The organism is Segeticoccus rhizosphaerae (assembly GCF_005222685.1).
GTDB lineage: Bacteria > Actinomycetota > Actinomycetes > Actinomycetales > Dermatophilaceae > Segeticoccus > Segeticoccus rhizosphaerae.
In genome coordinates, this window is sequence record NZ_SWMA01000042.1 from 16890 (window position 1) to 33956 (window position 17067).

Genomic DNA, 17067 nt, shown 5'->3' on the forward strand with positions numbered 1-17067 from the left:
GTAGGCGTGTATCTGCGGGAGACGCGACGGCGGAACAAGGACGGCTCGACCGTGACCTACGTGCAGCTGGCTCACAACGAGCGGCATCCGGTCACCGGCTCGCCGGTGGCGAAGGTGATCCACAACTTCGGCCGTGCCGACAAGGTCGACAAGGCTGCCCTGGGGCGCTTGGTCGGCTCGATCTCCCGGTTCCTCGACCCGGACCAGGCGGTGGCCGCCACCCGTGGCGACGCGGCCGATGTGCAGATCGTGGATGCCCGCCGGATGGGCGGGGCGTTCGTCTTGGACGCGCTGTGGGGCCGGCTGGGGATCGGTGATGCGCTGCGGACGGCGGCAACTGGTCGCCGGGTCGACCCGGACGTGGTCGAGCGGGTGATTTTCGCGCTGACGGCGCAGCGCTGCTTGGAGCCGGGCAGCAAGTTGGCGTGCGTGTCGTGGGCGGCCCAGCGGGTGGCGCTGCTGGACTGTCCGGGCTTCGATGATCAAGCCGCTTACGCCGCAATGGATTTCCTGCTTGAGGCGTGGCCCCAGATCGCCAAGGGTGTCTTCGAGTCGACAGCGCATTTGTTGAACCTGACCTGTGACGTGGTCTTCGTCGATACCTCGTCGACCTATTGGGAAGTCGACGTGTCCGACGAGGAGATCGAGCTGGGCCGGGCCCGCAGCGCCCAAGGCGGCGACCGGGCCGACGGCGAGGTGGTCGTGGCCGAGGGCGCGGTGCGGCAGTTCTCGAAGCACTCGAAGGATCACCGTACCGACCTGCCGCAGGTGGTGATCGCGATGGCCGTCACCGCCGAGGGAGTCCCGATCCGCTGCTGGACGTTCCCGGGGCGGACCTCGGACCAGAAGATCATCCGCCGGATCAAGACCGACCTGGGCGAACTGGTCGCTGGGCCGGTTGTTGTGGGTGGCCGACTCGGGGTTCAACTCGGCCGCCAACCGGATCGCGCTGCAGGCCGGTGGGGACGGCTACATCGTCTGTGAGAAGCTGCGTTCCGCGTCCGCCGACGCGAGGGCGGCGCTGGCCCGGCCGGGCCGGTACAAGCCGGTCGCGGACAACCTGTCGGTCAAACAGGTCCGCGTCGGCGACGGGGCCCGCGCCCAGCGGTTCTGCGTGTGTCTCAACCCGCTCGCCGCCGAGCGCGACGCCACCGTGCGGGCCAACATCGTGGCCTACCTGCAGACCCAGATCGCCGGGTCGGACGAGTGGACCGTGCAGCGGCGTGACGAGCTGGCCGGCAAGCTGAAAGCCACGCCTGCCGTGTCGCGGTTCTTGCGCCGCACCAAGACCGATCGGCTACTACGGATCGACAAGGCCGCTATCGCCAAAGACGCCCGCCACGACGGCAAGTGGCTGATCCGCAGCTCCGACGACACGCTCACCGCCACGGACCTGGCCATCGCCTACAAGCAACTCTCCCAAGTCGAGGCCGGATGGCGCGAGCTGAAAAGCACGCTGCGGCTGCGCCCGGTCTTCCATCACCGCGAGGACCGGATCCGCTCCCACATCCAACTGTGCTGGCTCGCCCTGCTGCTGATCAGGGTCGCCGAGAACGCCACCGGAGACACGTGGCGCAACCTGAAGAACGAACTCGACCGGATGCACCTGGTCACCCTCCAAACCGGCGACGGCCGCATCGCGCAACGAACCGAGATCACCAGCGGGCAACAGAAGATCCTCGCCGCCCTGGGCATCCGCGAACCGGGCCTGATCCTCCACTACCAACTGCCCGACCCGGCCGACGCATAGCCGCAGCGCACCGCGCCGTGTAGTAACACGCCCCTGCCGGCCCGTCTGCCCAAAACCGCAGGTCACAGGCTGTTTTCGCCACCACGTCTGCCTACCATCTCAGTAACTCCGGGCAGGCGTGATCGTTGAGACTCGTTGAGGAGTCCTAGGGGCGGTCGGAATGCGGCACGCAAGAGCAAGCCGTCCGTTCGGACGACTGGTCAATTGGCTTGGAGTGAAACGTCCTTGAGGAGCCCAGGAAACGCCAACATCAGCACCTCGACGAGCTGGACTGCACGGGCCCGGTCGACCTGAAGTGACTGGCTGACCTTTCCGTGGAGCTTCCGAGCCTCGGACCCGTATGTGTCTAACTGCACGACCGGGACTCCGTTCCGGTCTGCGAGCCTCCAACCGCACGAAGCCTCTGTGTGGGGATGTGAGCCGCCAATTGCGGAAGACTTCTTGATCTCAGTGATGAATGCCATGTGCCAATTCAAGCAGGGTTTCATCAGACTATGTCCCAGGTCCCTGTGCGTTTACCGTCTTTCGCCGCAGTCTCCCGGAAATCCCACAGGTTTGAGCGGCCCAACGCATGTCGAATTGCCGGGTGTAGAAGAGGTCACGCTCAGGTGACGAGATCGTGCTCATGCTCTCGCCAGATGTGCGTGGCCACGTCGACTGGAGTTCGGCACCAGCAATCCCGTCGCCTGGGGCATGCGCGAGGCGTGGCCGGTGTGGCTCTACCGCACCCAGGCGTATCACGTGAGGCAGGCGCGCGAGCGTGGTCTCCTCCTACCTGTCGACGGGCGACGTGCTGGCGAGCGGCTACCTGCGCGGTGAGGAGTACATCTGCGGAGCGGCCACGTCGTCCCGATCACGGTCGGCCAGGGCCAGGTGGTGACCTAAGGCAGCGAGATCACCTTCCGCGCGCTGCCGCAGTCGCCGTTCAACCTGCTCTTCAACCCGATGTACGACGGCCCGGCCGCCGGATGCCCAACGGCCCGGCCCCATCGGTCGACGCCGGTGGGATGAAGGCGCTAAAGACGCAGTTCGCCCCCAAACGGCACCCTGCTGAGGGCGCGGCCAAGAAGTAGGCAGTCCGCCTCACATGTGCGCCGGCCGCCTCCCACGCAGAGAGGTGGCCGGCGTTCGGTTTCTGGCCGGTCAGCGGTGTGACACGCGGACCAGCCTTGCAGCCGCGAGGGCAAGGACTCCTGCCCGGCCGACGATGCCCAACCACAGCACGCGACCAGCCGACCAGTCGGCCGCATCCACGAACGGGGAGAGCGGGAGCTGGTGGGCGAACGGGCGGGCCAGGGCAACGAAAGTGCAACAGCCTACGAGCGCTGCCGCCACTCCGCAGGCCGGCGTCGCGATGCCACCAGACCTGCGCCACGTGACGTAGCAGCTGGCAGCGAACGTCGCGGCGACTACCTGCCAGGCGATGTCCGCCGCCGCGTGCCCGAAGTACCCGTCACGGGTCAGGCGCTCATTCGTACATAGGCCGAGGACACGCGCCAACGCGGTCCGCAGCGGCGAGTCGCTCCGGAGCCGCTCGGCCTGGGCCCTGGCTGCAGAGCCGGCACGGTTGTGCGCGAGGTCTGTCCAGTCCGGCGATGCTTCCGCCATGTCACTCCTGTCGCTCGGCCAGCTGGCCGTCCAGCCTGCCAAGTAGTGAGCGGGCGGACCATCGGCCGAACGGACCATTTGGTCCAGCCCGCCTCCCCAATCTCCGGCGCGCCCTGATCGGAGCTCAGACGTCAGAGGCAAACCACGCGCGTTGCTCTCGCCGCGAAGGGAGCCGGCCACACGGCATACCCCATCGGCGTTGTCCTGCAGCGCCCTCGCGATCGGCCCGGAGCGTGTGTGGTCAGAGCGGTTCAATTCCTGGTCAAGTCCTGTTGCGTCGTGTTTTGGCCGCATGGGGCTCGGTACGGCCCTTGTTGCTCATTTTCCAATGCAGTCGGAGGCGCTGCCATGAAGCGAATCGGATTGACACGGATGCTCACTCGCCACAGCCGCGCGGGTGTGGGACTGGCGGCGGTGGGACTCGTCGCCGCGCTGGTGACCGCGCCGAAGACGGCGACGGCCGGCACCGCCCAGGTGGACGGGGGAGCGAGGCTGGCCGGCTTCACCAGAGTGCACTCGGCCACCGAGCTGGCTGCGGAGAAGGCCTTCAAGCAGGTCCCCTCGACCACGGTCGCGCGGCGGCTGGACGACTACCTCTCGCGCAAGACCGGCCTGCTCGGCACGCAGGGCGACTGGCGGCGGGTGCAGTATGTCGTGCGCAAGCTGCGCTCCTACGGCCTCACGCCGCACGTGGAGACCGTCTATCCCTACATGTCGGTGCCCAAACACGTCAGCCTCGTCATGACGGCACCCAAACGACATGTCGCGAGAACGAAGGAGAAGTGTCGGGCGGTGGAGACCGACTGCAAGGACGTCGTCGTCGGCTACAACGCGCTGTCGCCGTCGGGCAACGTCAGCGGCCAAGTGGTCTACGTCAACTACGGCACGACCGAGGACTACCAGGTGCTCGCGTGCAAGGGCGTCAGCGGCAAGGGCAAGATCGTGCTCGCTCGCTACGGCAAGGTCTTCCGCGGGGTGAAGACCAACCTCGCGGCCGAGCACGGCGCCAAGGGTGTGGTGCTCTACTCCGACCCGGCCGACGACGGCTATGTCAAGGGTAAGGTCTACCCGAACGGGCCCTGGCGGGCACCGGACGGCATACAACGTGGCAGCATCCAGGAGCTGTGGCTCTACGGTGGTGACCCGCTGACGCCGGGGTGGAAGGCGACCAAGTACGCCAAGCGGATCAACCCCAAGAAGGCCAACCTCGGCAAGATCCCGACCACGCCGATCGGCTACGGCTCGGCCAAGCCGATGCTCAAGGCGCTGCGCGGGCCCAAGACGCCGAAGTCGTGGCAGGGCGGGCTGCCGTTCACCTACCGGATCGGCGCCGGCCCGACCAGGGTGCACAAGAAGCTGGACATCGCCTACAAGGTCAAGCCGATCTGGAACGTCACGGCCACCATCCGCGGCGCGGTGCACCCGCACCAGGTCGTCTACCTCGGCGCGCACCGGGACACCTGGACCTACGGCAGCGACGACAACCTGTCCGGTGCCGAGACGGTGATGCAGATCGGGCGCGGCCTGGGCAAGTTGCGGGGGAGCGGCTGGCGGCCCGATCGCACCATCAAGCTCGCCACCTGGGACGGCGAGGAGTACGGCCTCTTCGGCTCCACTGAGCACGCGGAGGGCCAGGGCCAGAGCCGGCTCGACCACGTCGTGGCCTACGTCAACATGGACGTCACGGCGGGCAAGTACTTCGGCGCGTCCGGCGTGCCCTCGCTCGACCGGCTCGTCTTCGACACCACCAAGTCGGTGCACTGGCCGCACACGGGCGGCACGATCTATGCCGACTGGTCGGCCAAGTCGGGCGGGACGCCGACGGTCGCGCGGCTCGGCAGCGGGTCGGACTACACGGCCCTCCTGGACCACTTCGGTGTGCCGGCGGTCGACATCGGCTCGAGCACGCCGAGCGGTGACTACCACTGCGCGTGCGACAACAACTACATGGAGCGCACCTTCATCGACCCGGGCTGGCACTACCACGTGGCCATGGCCAAGGAGGTGGGCATCGTCACCATGCGGCTCGCCGACTCCGACGCCGTGCTGCTGCGCTACCGCCCCTACGCGAACGAAGTGGGTTCTTACCTGAAGGAATTCGCGAAGGCCCAGCAGACGGCATACGGCCGACAGGTGGTGGACATCTCACGCGATCTGAAGCAGGCGAAGCTGTGGGCGCACGCGGCCGCGGCCGAGCAGGCGCGGCAGCGCACGCTGTTGCAGTCGGGGCGCACCGGTCCGCTGCAGGACATGAACCGGCGGCTGATGGCGGTCGAGCGTGACCTGCTCACCAGGGGCGGCCTGCCCGGGCGTCCGTGGTACCGCCACCAGATCTACGCCCCCGGCGTCAACCAGGGCGCGAGCAACGTCCTGCGTCGTCGCTGCTTGCTAGCATTGCTATCAGGAGGTGGAAGCATGGCAGCGATCAGCGTGCGTGATCTGGACGACGAGGTGACGGCCAAGCTGAAGGTGAGAGCTGCTCGACACGGGCGCTCGATGGAAGCCGAGGTCCGGGCCATCCTCACCGACGCGGCTCTCGAACCAGAGGATGAGCCCGTCAACCTCGCCCAAGCGATTAGGCAGCGCTTCGCCGAAGTCGAGGGTGCCGACGTGCCCATGCCAGCCCGGACAGACTCGCCGCGAGCGGCAGACCTGTCGAACCTGACGTGATCATCCTCGACACCAACGTCATCTCGGAGATGATGCGTCCCGAACCGGACCCGACGGTCCTCGCTTGGGTCGAGGCCGCAGGAATGGTTCACACCACGGCGGTCACTGTCGCGGAAGTGGAGTACGGCATTGCCCCTTGCCCGACGGTCGGCGCAAGGAGCGCCTGGCCGTGCTGGCGGCCGAGGTGTTCACCGACTTCAGCAGCCTGATCGTGCCCTTCGACGCTCGAGCTGCTCACAGATATGCGGAGGTCGTGGCCGGCCGTGAGAGAGACGGCGCCCCCATTGCGGCCGCCGATGCGCAGATTGCGGCCATCTGCGTCTCTCGCGAAGCCACCCTGGCGACCCGAAACACGCGCGACTTCCGAGACACTGGCATCGGACTGATCGACCCGTGGCAGTGACATGGCGGGCTGCTCGGACTTGATGCAGGAGAGGCCATGGCGAGCGAACACCTGGGGCTGAGCCCGGAGGCGGAGCAGGTGCTGGCGCAGGTACCGCCCCGACCGGAGCGGCAGGGGCTGACCGTCGAGCAGAACCGGCAGGCCATGCTGGCCTCGGCCTGCGACCTCGGGGCAGGCCCTCCACTGTGGTCCGTGCGCGACGCTGAGGTGAGCGGACGCGCGGGCCCGATCCCGGTCAGGGTCTACCTCCCGGCGCCGGAACCAAGCTCGGTGCTGGTGTTCGTCCACGGCGGCGGCTGGGCGCTGGGGGACCTGGAGACCCATGACGCGTTGTGCCGCAGCCTCGCGGACCTGTCCGGGTGCGCGGTGGTCGCGGTGAACTACCGGCAGCCACCGGAAAACCGTTTCCCCGCCGCAGTCCACGACGTCGTCGACACGGTGCGGCTACTGCTCGACGACGAGGCCGGGCTGGGCCTCGACGGGCTGCCGGTCGCCGTCGGCGGGGACAGCGCCGGAGGCAACCTGTCGGCCGTGGCCGCCCAGAAGCTCCGGGGACACCAACGGCTCGTGCACCAGCTGCTCCTGGTGCCGGTGGTCGACACCCACCCCGAGCGGTGGCCGAGCTATGCGGAGTTCGCCACCGGGCTGCCGCTCACGCGCGGGGACATGGACTGGTATTTCGAGCAGTACCTTTCGGCGGACGTGGACCTCGACGACCCTGAGCTCGCGCCGCTGCGGTGCGCGGATCTCACCGGCCTGCCACCGGCCACCGTCATCACCGCCGGCTCCGACGTGCTGCGCGACGAGGGAGAGGCGTATGCCATGCGGCTGCGCGAGGCCGGGGTGCCGGTGGAGGTGCGCCGGTGTGAGGGCGTGTTCCACACGTTCCTGCTCTTCGGGGAGCGGCTCAGTGACGCGCGGGAGACACAGTCCTACGCGGCCGGGCGGCTCCGGGCCGCCTTCGCGGAGGAGGGCTGAACAGGCAAGCGGACGGCATACCCGCTGGGACGGCGGGAGCTGGCCCAGCCGGAGCCCGAGCCGGGCTGTCGGTGGTCGGCAGCAAGATCGCCGTAGACGGCGATCGAAGGGGTGGGTGATGGAACCACAAGGGGTGGACCAGCAGGCAGAGGAGCTCGTGCGGAGTATGGCGGGCGAACTCACCGGGCCGCGGGCGGGGGAGTGCCTGGCGTGCTACGTGGACCGGATGCTTGCGGAGTTCGGGTGCGACGGGAAGTTGCGGTTCGCGCTCCGGTATCGCGACCTGCGCGCGCCGCCGGCCTCCGCCCTGGCGCGACGCCTCGGCCAGATCGGTGGGTTCTGCGACTGCGAGATCTTCCTCAACGGCTGGATCCTGAAGACCGAGCTCGCGCTGATGCAGGGGGACGAGCCGGTCCAGAACCTCCCTCGCCCACCATGCCAACACGTGCGGGCTGGCTCGACGAAGCCTTGCGCCAACTGGGCCCGGCAACCGCGGTATGGCGTGTGGTAGCCGAGGACGACGAACCCGACGAATGAATCTCGTCGGCATTGGCGTCCCGGGCGGCCAGTGTGAACGGGAAACCGTTCCGGCGCCAGCCGGACCCCCGGTCGGGTGCGCTTCGGCGGGACATCTTGATTCCGCGGCGGTCGGGGCGGGGGCGGACCTACGCTGGCACGATGTCGGTGCTGGGCACCAAGCTGCACGTCCCGCGGCCGCGGAGAGAGCTCGTCGTCCGGGCCCGCCTCACCGACCGGCTCCGCGGCGACGGGACCACTGTGCCGAGGCTCGTGCTGATCGCGGCTCCAGCTGGATTCGGCAAGACCACGCTGTTGACCCAGTGGCTCGGAGCGACGGCCGACGACGCGCACGGTCCCGCCCGCAGAGTCGCGTGGCTGTCCCTCGATGCCCGCGACGCAGACCCACGACGCTTCGTCGCCAACCTCGTGGCTGCCGTCCAGGAGGCCGCCTGGGCGTGGGCCGGCGCGGCCGAGACCACGGGGGACGGCACGGACAGCGGCGAGTCGACCGATGAGGATGTCCGCGCGGGGGTCGGCGCCGAGGCGATGGTGCTCCTGCAGGCCGATCAGAGTGTCTCGAGCGAGGACGTCCTGGTGAGCCTGGTCAACGACCTCGACGCGCTCGCCGGAGCCACCGTGCTCGCCCTCGACGACTACCACGCCATCGACACCGCCGGTGTCCACGAAGCCGTCACCTTCCTGCTCGACAACCTCCCGCCCCAGGCCTCCCTGGCGATCACGACGCGCGCGGATCCACCACTGCAGCTGGCCCGCCTGCGGGCACGCGGTGAGCTCTTGGAGCTTCGCGCCGCGGACCTGAGGTTCACCGAGACGGAGGCGGCCGCCTTCCTCAACCAGGTCATGGGGCTCGGACTGGAGCCGGACCAGGTGGCGGCTCTGGAACAGCGGACCGAGGGCTGGGCCGCGGGCCTCCAGTTGGCCGCGCTGTCGGCGCAGGGCCGCCCGGGCACCGCCGCCGGCATCGAAAGCTTCCTGGAGGCGTTCACCGGGACCCACCGGTTCGTCCTCGACTACCTGCTCGAAGAGGTGCTCGATAACCAGCCCGAAGACGTCCGCTCCTTCCTGCTCGACACGTCGGTCCTGGGTGAGCTGACCGGCGCCCTGTGCGATGTCCTTACTGAACGCACCGACGGGCAGCAGACCTTGGAGGCGCTCGACCGAGCCAACCTGTTCGTCGTGCCGCTCGACGACGTCAGGACGTGGTGGCGCTACCACCACCTCTTCGCCGACGCCCTCCGCGCCCGCCTCACCGCTCAGGACGCCAGCCGGGTCCGGAAGCTGCACCGGTTGGCAGCCGGCTGGTATGCCGAGCATGGCCGCCTTTCGGACGCCGTGTCCCACGCGGTCGAGAGCGACGACATCGAACTCGCGGCGGACCTGGTGGAGTTGGCCCTGCCCGGTCTGCGCAAACGGCGGGAGGACCGCATCCTTCGCGACCGGCTCCAAGCCGTCCCCGGGGAGGTGGTCCGTCGGCGCCCGCTGCTCGCGGCCCACGCGGCGTGGGCGCGCATGTCGGACGGCGACCTAGATGCCGCCGAGGCCGGGCTGGCTGCCGCTGAGGACCGGCTCATGTCAGATCCCTCAGCGTTCACCGTTTGGGAACCCGCCGCCTTGCGGGAGGCAGCGGAGGCACACAGGGAGGAGTTGGCCGCCCTGCCTGTGATGATCGCGATCTACCGGGCGTCGCTCGCTCAAGCGCGCGGTGACGTTGTGGGCACGGTCGCACACGCCCGGCACGGCCTCGACCTCGCCCGTCCGGGAGACCACTTCTCGCGTGGCGCCGCCTGCGGGTTCCTCGGCCTGGCCGCCTGGGCGAGCGGCGACCTCGAGACCGCAGTCGACACGTTCGGCGAGGCGGTCCGCAGCCTGCGTGCGGCGGGCAACCTCGCCGACGAGCTCGGCTCGGCCGTGCCGCTCGGCATCATGTGGCTGACGCGGGGCAGGCCGGACAAGGCACGGCGGCTCTACGAGCAAGCGCTCGCGAAGGCGGAGGCACACCCGGGCCCACCGCTCCCGACGAGCGGTGACCTGCACGTCGGTTTCGCCGACGTGCTGTGCGAACAGGGCGACCTGGTCGGGGCAGAACGCCACCTGCAGACGGCCAAGGAACTGGGGGAGCGGGCGTCGCTGCCGGAGAACCGCCACCGCTGGTGCACCACCAAGGCGAATCTCCTTGAGGCACAGGGCGACCTGGACGGCGCCCTCGAGATGCTGGACCTGGCCGAGTCGCTGTATCTGCCCGGCTTCTTCCCCGACGTCCGCCCCATCCCGGCGCAGCGAGCCCGCCTCCACATCGCGCAGGGACGACTCGCCGAGGCCCTTGACTGGGCCACCGGTCTGGACGGCGACCACGGGATCGGGCTGGCCGACGATGGTGGTGAGCGGTCGTCATACCTCATGGAGTTCAACCGACTCACCCTCGACCGGCTGCTCACCGCGCAGCAGCGGTCCGGGGAGGGCGAGGTGTCGGTGGCGAACGGTGAGGCAACCCGCTCCGCCGACCTGGACAGCCTCGACCGGCGTCTTGACGCCCTCGTGGCCGCGGCCGAGGCCGGCGGGCGCGGGGGGAGCGTGGTCGAGGCCCACCTCGTCCGCGCCCTGGCCCACCATGCCTTCGACGACCACGAAGGAGCGCTCGAACACCTCGAACTCTCCCTGGGTCTCGGCGTCCCGGTCGGCTACCGGCGGTTGTTCCTCGACGAGGGCGCGCCGATGGAAGCGCTCCTGCGGGCCATCACCCAGCGACCGGCGAGTCCGGCCGCGGCGCACGCGGCCGAGCTGCTGAAGTCGGCCGAGCTCGACCCGGACGCGCAGCCGCCGACCGCGGGCCAGCCCAGGGCCGACGAGGGGTTGAGCGAGCGAGAGCTCGAGGTGCTCCGGCTGCTGGCGACCGGCCTGAGCGGACCGGAGATCGCCCAGCAGCTGTTCGTGTCGGTCAACACGCTGCGCACCCACACCCGGCACATCTTCACCAAGCTCAACGTCAACACCAGGCGGGCGGCCGTGCTGCGTGCCACCGAGCGGCGGCTCGTCTAGCGCGCCCGCCGCGCCCGGAGGGAGCTGGTCGAGAGCCGCCCCGCGAATCACCAACTCCGTCACATCAGTTGGTGATGTGGAGTCACCACGTCGGTTCCTATCGTCCGGAACATCGCTGGACGTCCAGGTCCAGCGCTCGGATCCAGGAGCCGACATGACCATCACCGCCTCAGGCCTCACCAAAGCAGCCGGCGCAGCCGCTGCGGTCGCTGGGACCATCTTCATCGCCGTCCAGATCGGTCACCCCGCGAGCGACACGTTCACGACCGAGACCAGCCAGTGGGTCGCGCGCAGCTGCGCAAAGATCGTGATGGCGGCGCTCGCACTCGCCGGCATCACCGGCATGTACCTGCGTCAGCACCGTCAGTCCGGCGTCCTCGGCCTCATCGGGTATGCCATGTTCGCCGCCGGTTACCTGGCGATGCTGTCCGTCGAGGTCATCGCCGCGACGGTGCTGCCGAACCTGGTGGACACGGAGCCCGGTTTCGTCAACGACGTGGTCGCCGCCTCGACAGGCCGGAAGCCGGCCGGCGACGTCGGTGCGCTGCAGGCACTGTTCAACCTCGCTGGTGCCGGATACATGGTCGGTGGCCTGATCTTCGGCATCGCCCTGTTTCGCACCGGGATCCTCGCTCGCTGGGCGGCCGCCCTGCTCGCCGTGAGCACCATCGGCACCGCGGCGCTCGCCGTCCTGCCGGAGGGATTCAACCGCCCGTTCGCCGTGCCGGAGGGGCTCGCCCTCATCGGCCTCGGCGTGTCCCTGTGGCGCCACCACCGCCAGGCCGAGACCGCCACCGCCACCGCCACCGCCGGCGCCGGGGGCGCCACGGTCCGCCGAGCGACCGTCTGATGACTGCCCATCCCGTGCGGGTCCGGCTGGCCGGCGGTGCCGGTTGGCCGGTGCCGGCGGCCCTCATCGCTCTGTCTGCGATTCCGCTCACCGCCGGGACGCTCCGCCTCGTTCAGCTTGCTGGTGGGCCTGCGGTGATGCCTGCCGACGACCGGTTCACCGGGTTCCCGGCGGCGCTGGTCGTGCACATCGTGGGTGCCGCCGCCTTTGCCCTCGTCGGAGCGTTCCAGTTCGTGCCGGCGATTCGTCGCGGCCACCCGGCCTGGCACCGCGGGGCCGGCCGGGTGACGGCGGTCGCCGGCCTCCTGGTCGCCGGATCCGCGCTGTGGCTCACCTTGTTCTACGCGCCCCAGCCGGGCACCGGCGACGTGCTCTACGTCATTCGCCTCGTGTCCGGATCCGCGCTGGCCGCCAGCCTGGTCCTCGGCTTCGCCGCCATCCGCCGTCGCGACATCTCCGCCCACCGGGCCTGGATGATCCGGTCCTACGCCCTCGCCCTTGGTGCCGGCACCCAGGTCTTCACCGAAGGCATCGGGGGCGCGCTGTTCGGCTCGGGGGAGATCCGCAGCGACCTCGCCAAGGCGGCGGGCTGGCTGATCAACCTCGCCGTCGCCGAGTGGGCCATCCGCCGGCCCGCAGGTGACCGGTCGCAAGGTAGCGGTCAGACTGCCGGCGGGCGGCCGGCTTACCGACGCCCTCTTCTGCGCCGGGGAACTCGGCACTCCGTCGCCGCTGTTCGGCAGGGTCGTGAGGAAGCAAGCCTGTGAAGGCCACTCGCAGGGACCAGACGGTCTACGACATCCGTGTCGCCGGCCACCTCGACGACCACTGGTCCGACTGGATGGGACACCTGGCCCTCACTCGTCACGAGGACGGCACCACGAGCCTCACCGGACCGGTCGCAGACCAGGCTCAGCTGCACGGCGTCCTCGCGGCGGTCCGCGATATCGGAGCCACCTTGCTCGAGCTCCACGCCGTCGAGCCGCTGGGCCCCGCCACCTCGTCACCACCGGTGGCGTCGTCGCAACCGAGGGTCTTTCACCGCAGCTCCTCGCACCGGGACTCCCAGGTGACGGCGCTGGAGCGCCCGCTGCGCACCGAACGCCTCATGCTCAGGCCAGCGACGGCCGCGGACGCCGACGTCACGTGGACGTTCCGGCAGCTGCGCGAGGTCAACGAGTGGCTCACCGACACTCCGAGCGACCTCGATGCATATCGCGACCTCTTCACCGACCCGGCCCGCCTGGCGACCACTGTCGTGGTCCAGCTCGGCCACGACGCGTGCGGTCTGGTCATCGGTGACCTCATGCTCCGTCGTGATGACGGCTGGGCCCAGCGCGAGGTGGTCGCGCAGGCAGAGGGCGCGCAGGTCGAGCTCGGGTGGGTGCTCGACCCCGCCCACGTCGGGCACGGGTATGCCACCGAGGCGGTCCGCGCGCTGCTGCACCATTGCTTCGACGATCTCGGCGTCCACCGGGCCGTCGCCAGCTGCTTCTTCGCCAACGACTCGTCGTGGCGACTGATGGAGCGAGTCGGTATGCGCCGGGAGGGCCGCGCCGTCCGCGAGTCCCTGCACCGGACCGGGCGATGGCTCGACACCGTCACCTACGCGCTCCTCGCCGACGAGTGGCAGCCGTCGTGAAGCGCATCACCGCCGACGACGCCGTGAGGCGCTCCACCAGTCGCGGCGCCGGGAACCGCACCACGTCGGCCAAGGAACCCACCCGTCATACAACTCACCAGGAGGAACCCATGTCCACGACAATCCAGGCCTCGGCCGCAACCTCGGCACCGCTCTCGATCGCGCGTCTGTATGCGATGCGCGGCGGCTACCTGTTCATGGTGGTCGGGCTCGCACTCGTGAAGTGGCCCCTCTTGCCCAGCGCCCACACGCTGCCGGTCTATGAGGGCGTGACCCTCAGCCTGCTCACCGGCATGTCGCTGCTGGCGTTGCTGGGTCTGCGGTATCCGGTCAAGATGCTGCCCGTGCTGCTCTTCGAGGTCGCGTGGAAGCTGCTGTGGCTCGGCCTGGTTGCGCTCCCCAACGCCGTCGCCGGCGACCTGGACGCCGAGCGCACGAGAATTCTCGTCAACTGCTCGCTGGTCGTCGTCATCGTGGCCGTCACGCCCTGGGGCTACGTGTGGCGCAGCCTTGGCGGTGGCGCAGGTGATCGGTGGCGTTAGACCCTTATCGGGACGTCCTGCGGGGTGGCTGCCCTGGTGACCACGGTGCAGGACGTCCCGGCGGCCGAGATGAGTTTTGCCGTGGACGCCGGTCTGCCTCTACGCACGCGATCGACCACTCGAGGAGGGCACCATGACCGCCACCTACACCTTCGACGTCTTCTCCAGCCTCGACGGCTTCGGCTCCGCGAGCGGCGGCGACTGGGGCGGCTACTGGGGCAAGCAAGGCCCGGAGCTGCTTGAGCACCGACTCGAGCTCTACGGCGGGGATCAACGGATGGTGTTCGGTGCCAACACGTTCCGCGAGTTCGTGCAGATGCTGTCCACGACCAACACGGAGTCCGAGGTGTTTGACCCGTGGGTGACTCGGATGGTCAACCTGCCTGCCACCGTCGTGTCGAGCACTCTCGAGGAACCTCTGGACTGGCCGGACGCGACGACTGCGCGCGGCGACGCCGTCGACGTGGTCGCCCGGCTCAAGGAGGAGTCCGACGCGCCGTTGCGCTCGCACGGCAGCCTGTCGATGAACCATGCGCTGATGGCGGCCGGCCTGGTCGACCGGGTGCAGGTGACGATCTTCCCGGTGATCACCGGCCAGACCGGGGCGAGCCCGATCTTCGGGGGAGCGGCCGACTTCGACCTCGAGCTGCTCGAGAGCCGGACGCTCGACGGCAACACCCAGGAGCTCGTCTACCGGCCCACCCTGCACGGCTGAGTCCGCGCGGCCCATCTCAACCCGGGCGGCCCGCCGCCCGGGCTCAGTGCGTGATGGCGACGACACCGTCGGTCGTGCCCAGCAGCACCAGGTTGCGGGACAGGCTGGGGGAGACGAAGTGTGGCAGTGTTGCGTCGGTGTCGAGCTGCTCGCGCACCGCGCCGGTCCGGGCGTCGAGGGCGTAGAGGGTGCCGGTGCCCCAGCTCGCCACCCACACCGTGCCGGCTCCGATGGTCGGACTGCCCTTGCCGTCGGCCGGCCCGCGCCAGAGGACGCGGATGTCGTCGCCCGAGGTCTCGACGGCGGCGAGTCCACCGTCCACGCAAGGCAGGTAGACGATGTCGCCGCGATGGGCGGGCGTCCCGAAGCCGCGGCACAGCTGCCTCTCGGCGAGAGCTCCGCTGATGCCGCCAAGGTGGTCGACGTCGAGCAGGTACGCCGTGCCGCGCTTGCCGGCGATGAGCACCCTGCCGTGGCTGGTCAGGGCCGGCGTGAGCGAGCCCAGGTCGAGGTCGCCGGCGTTGTCCTGCGCCCAGGAGCGCGGCGCGAAGAAGCCGAGCCGGCGGAGACCTGGTGAGAGCTCGACGACAGAGTCGCTCCCGTCATACTCCTGCGAGTCGCTCGTGGCCGCACCGTTGCCGACCGAGATCAGCAGATTGCCCTTCGAGGTGATCACCGGGCCACCAGTGGCCCAGATCGCACCGTTGTTGGCCGTTGGCACACGGTAGGTGACTGTGGGCCCGCGACCGGAGGTCGCGACGCCGACGACCGAACCGATGTAGGTGCCGCAGTCGCCGAAGAGCCCGCCGAAGCTGACGTAGACGCGGCCGTGTGCCAGGGCGAGCGCGGGGCGCTGTTGGTCGAAGCGCGGGTGTCCGTCCGGCGTGGGGAGATCGCGTCGCACCTCGACCCGGCCGGTCGCGAGGTCGATGCCGACGAGCACGTGGTGGGAGCCAGTGGTCTCCGCGACCGCGAAGATCCGCTTGCTCGCCCGGTCGATGACGGGGGTGCCGGTGATGCCGAGGGGATCGATGTTGCCGCAGGGAAGTTCGGACAGCGGGACTGGCGTGCCGACGTGGGCGCGCCACTTCGTGTCGCCGGTGTGGCGGTCGAGGCTGTAGATCGAGTCGTTCTCGGTGGCGACGAAGACGCTGTCACCCACGGTGAGAGGCTCGCCATACACCGCTCCGTCGAGGTGGGCTCGCCAGGCGACGGCGAGCTTGCCGACTGGTGTGACGTGCGGCGCGGCGCCGCTGCGGGCGCCGTCATGGTGGTATGTCGTCCAGTCACCCTTGTGCGTCGTGGGCGACAACGCGGCGGGCGGGGATGACGCGGTGGAAGCAGCGGTCGCTACGGCGGATGACTGAGATGCGCTGGAGGACGGTTGGTGTGTCGGATGGCTGCTTGCTGGCGGAGCGGAACCAGACCCCGAACATGCGGCGAGCAGTACCAGCGATGCGGCGGCGAAGGCGCTTCCCAGACATGACGTGCATGCCCTGCTCCGCGGCTCGCGTGTGGTCCTCCGTGGGTCGGCCAGACGCCGCATGGACCACCGCCTTCCGCAGGCGCTGCGCTCGAGACCATCAGTCTAAGAAGCGCACTGGCGCCGAGCCACCGTCTGCCGTGGATGCGCGTCGTGAGGTTGTGGACTGTGTGGCGCCTGCCGGAGGGGATGTGGATAAGTGGGGACGTGAATTAGGCTGGTAAATATGGTGATTCGTTGTTGATAACGCTTTCGTCTGTCGGCGGGGTCGGCTAGTATGGATGCATGTTCGAATCCCAGTTCGCCGCGGAGGAGTTCCCGCAGCAGCCCACGGTGCCGGTGGCCGCGGCTGTGGGTGGGTCCGGCCTGCGCGACGGGGTGGCAGGCGACGGTGGGGACGCAGAGGGTCGGCCGGTGCAGGGTCGGCCGGTGCTGGGTGGGGTGCGGGCAGCGGCCACTGCGTTGGCGCGGGCGGCGGAGCAGGAGTCGTGGCGGTTGCAGGGGGAGGAGCTGGGGGCGGTCCTGGAGGGGTTGGACTCGGTGCGCCGGGACGTGGAGCGGGTCATGGTCGCGGTGGTGGGTGACGCGGTCGGGCGCAACACGCCGGATGCGGAGGGCCATTCGTCGGGGGCGGACTACGTGGCTTCGCACAGCGCGAGCCTGGACCCGGCGGGCGCGCATCAGGCGGTGCGGGTCGCGGCGGCGTGCCGGTTGGACAAGCACCGGCCGTTGGCGGACGCGGTCGCGGCGGGGAAGGTGCCGGTGCGCAAGGGCGACCGGGTGTTGCGGGCGTTGGAGCAGATCGAGCCGTTCCTCACGTTCGAGGAGTATGTGGCGGATCAGGCGATCA

General features: G+C 69.5%; 15 protein-coding genes and 1 pseudogene. 14 read left to right on the top strand and 2 right to left on the bottom strand.

Annotation, left to right across the window (positions count from 1 at the left end; genetic code table 11):
* Positions 1–6: 6 nt before the first annotated feature.
* Positions 7–984, top strand: a complete 978-nt coding sequence (locus FCN22_RS21970; RefSeq protein WP_512700751.1) for an IS1634 family transposase — start codon at positions 7–9, stop codon at positions 982–984.
* Positions 908–1750 (top strand): IS1634 family transposase, encoded by an 843-nt coding sequence (locus FCN22_RS21975; protein ID WP_202911692.1) that lies wholly within the window; start codon positions 908–910, stop codon positions 1748–1750. The genes FCN22_RS21970 and FCN22_RS21975 overlap by 77 nt, the downstream gene beginning before the upstream one ends.
* 1143 nt (positions 1751–2893) lie before the next feature.
* On the opposite strand, the gene FCN22_RS18925 is transcribed toward FCN22_RS21975, so the two are convergent.
* The gene (locus tag FCN22_RS18925) at positions 2894–3358 is read right to left on the bottom strand and encodes a hypothetical protein (protein ID WP_137123128.1); all 465 of its coding nucleotides are present in this window, start codon (positions 3356–3358) and stop codon (positions 2894–2896) included.
* Positions 3359–3706: 348 nt separating this feature from the next.
* Here FCN22_RS18925 and FCN22_RS18930 point away from each other — a divergent pair, with 348 nt between their 5' ends.
* The 11 genes from FCN22_RS18930 to FCN22_RS18975 all read left to right on the top strand — a co-directional run bounded on the left by FCN22_RS18930 (position 3707) and on the right by FCN22_RS18975 (position 14734).
* Positions 3707–6028, top strand: coding sequence for a M28 family peptidase (locus FCN22_RS18930; protein WP_137123129.1), 2322 nt, complete (start codon positions 3707–3709; stop codon positions 6026–6028).
* 32 nt (positions 6029–6060) lie between these two features.
* Positions 6061–6237 carry a PIN domain-containing protein gene (locus FCN22_RS22380; protein WP_238384844.1) on the top strand — a complete coding sequence of 59 codons (177 nt, stop codon included), beginning with the start codon at positions 6061–6063 and terminating at the stop codon, positions 6235–6237.
* On the top strand, positions 6198–6431 hold the full coding sequence (locus tag FCN22_RS22385) for a PIN domain-containing protein (RefSeq protein WP_238384842.1): 234 nt from the start codon (positions 6198–6200) through the stop codon (positions 6429–6431). The genes FCN22_RS22380 and FCN22_RS22385 overlap by 40 nt, the downstream gene beginning before the upstream one ends.
* 36 nt (positions 6432–6467) lie before the next feature.
* Positions 6468–7409, top strand: a complete 942-nt coding sequence (locus tag FCN22_RS18940; protein WP_137123130.1) for an alpha/beta hydrolase — start codon at positions 6468–6470, stop codon at positions 7407–7409.
* 118 nt (positions 7410–7527) lie between these two features.
* Positions 7528–7920: a DUF2695 domain-containing protein gene (locus FCN22_RS18945; RefSeq protein WP_137123131.1), complete on the top strand. Its 393-nt coding sequence runs from the start codon at positions 7528–7530 to the stop codon at positions 7918–7920.
* A gap of 167 nt (positions 7921–8087) precedes the next feature.
* Complete coding sequence (locus FCN22_RS18950) at positions 8088–10985, top strand: winged helix-turn-helix domain-containing protein (RefSeq protein ID WP_137123132.1); 2898 nt, start codon at positions 8088–8090, stop codon at positions 10983–10985.
* Between the two features lie 154 nt (positions 10986–11139).
* Positions 11140–11835 (top strand): hypothetical protein, encoded by a 696-nt coding sequence (locus FCN22_RS18955; RefSeq protein ID WP_137123133.1) that lies wholly within the window; start codon positions 11140–11142, stop codon positions 11833–11835.
* Complete coding sequence (locus FCN22_RS18960) at positions 11835–12602, top strand: DUF2306 domain-containing protein (protein WP_137123134.1); 768 nt, start codon at positions 11835–11837, stop codon at positions 12600–12602. The genes FCN22_RS18955 and FCN22_RS18960 overlap by 1 nt, the downstream gene beginning before the upstream one ends.
* Positions 12599–13477: a GNAT family N-acetyltransferase gene (locus FCN22_RS22390; protein WP_238384843.1), complete on the top strand. Its 879-nt coding sequence runs from the start codon at positions 12599–12601 to the stop codon at positions 13475–13477. The genes FCN22_RS18960 and FCN22_RS22390 overlap by 4 nt, the downstream gene beginning before the upstream one ends.
* Before the next feature lie 110 nt (positions 13478–13587).
* Positions 13588–14019, top strand: a complete 432-nt coding sequence (locus tag FCN22_RS18970) for a hypothetical protein (RefSeq protein ID WP_137123135.1) — start codon at positions 13588–13590, stop codon at positions 14017–14019.
* Between the two features lie 133 nt (positions 14020–14152).
* Positions 14153–14734 carry a dihydrofolate reductase family protein gene (locus tag FCN22_RS18975; RefSeq protein ID WP_137123136.1) on the top strand — a complete coding sequence of 194 codons (582 nt, stop codon included), beginning with the start codon at positions 14153–14155 and terminating at the stop codon, positions 14732–14734.
* Positions 14735–14777: 43 nt separating this feature from the next.
* On the opposite strand, the gene FCN22_RS18980 is transcribed toward FCN22_RS18975, so the two are convergent.
* The gene (locus FCN22_RS18980; RefSeq protein ID WP_162308260.1) at positions 14778–16046 is read right to left on the bottom strand and encodes an outer membrane protein assembly factor BamB family protein; all 1269 of its coding nucleotides are present in this window, start codon (positions 16044–16046) and stop codon (positions 14778–14780) included.
* A 456-nt stretch (positions 16047–16502) separates the two neighbouring features.
* On the opposite strand from FCN22_RS18980, the pseudogene FCN22_RS18985 reads away from it, so the two are divergent.
* A pseudogene (locus tag FCN22_RS18985) lies at positions 16503–17067 on the top strand (hypothetical protein); the annotation flags it as partial.

Coding starts and splice junctions, on each gene's coding strand:
- FCN22_RS18950 (WP_137123132.1), top strand. CDS start 8,088: ATGTCGGTGCTGGGCACCAAGCTGCACGTCCCGCGGCCGCGGAGAGAG.
- FCN22_RS18955 (WP_137123133.1), top strand. CDS start 11,140: ATGACCATCACCGCCTCAGGCCTCACCAAAGCAGCCGGCGCAGCCGCT.
- FCN22_RS18975 (WP_137123136.1), top strand. CDS start 14,153: ATGACCGCCACCTACACCTTCGACGTCTTCTCCAGCCTCGACGGCTTC.
- FCN22_RS18930 (WP_137123129.1), top strand. CDS start 3,707: ATGAAGCGAATCGGATTGACACGGATGCTCACTCGCCACAGCCGCGCG.
- FCN22_RS18970 (WP_137123135.1), top strand. CDS start 13,588: ATGTCCACGACAATCCAGGCCTCGGCCGCAACCTCGGCACCGCTCTCG.
- FCN22_RS18940 (WP_137123130.1), top strand. CDS start 6,468: ATGGCGAGCGAACACCTGGGGCTGAGCCCGGAGGCGGAGCAGGTGCTG.
- FCN22_RS22380 (WP_238384844.1), top strand. CDS start 6,061: ATGCGTCCCGAACCGGACCCGACGGTCCTCGCTTGGGTCGAGGCCGCA.
- FCN22_RS18925 (WP_137123128.1), bottom strand. CDS start 3,358: ATGGCGGAAGCATCGCCGGACTGGACAGACCTCGCGCACAACCGTGCC.
- FCN22_RS18960 (WP_137123134.1), top strand. CDS start 11,835: ATGACTGCCCATCCCGTGCGGGTCCGGCTGGCCGGCGGTGCCGGTTGG.
- FCN22_RS18945 (WP_137123131.1), top strand. CDS start 7,528: ATGGAACCACAAGGGGTGGACCAGCAGGCAGAGGAGCTCGTGCGGAGT.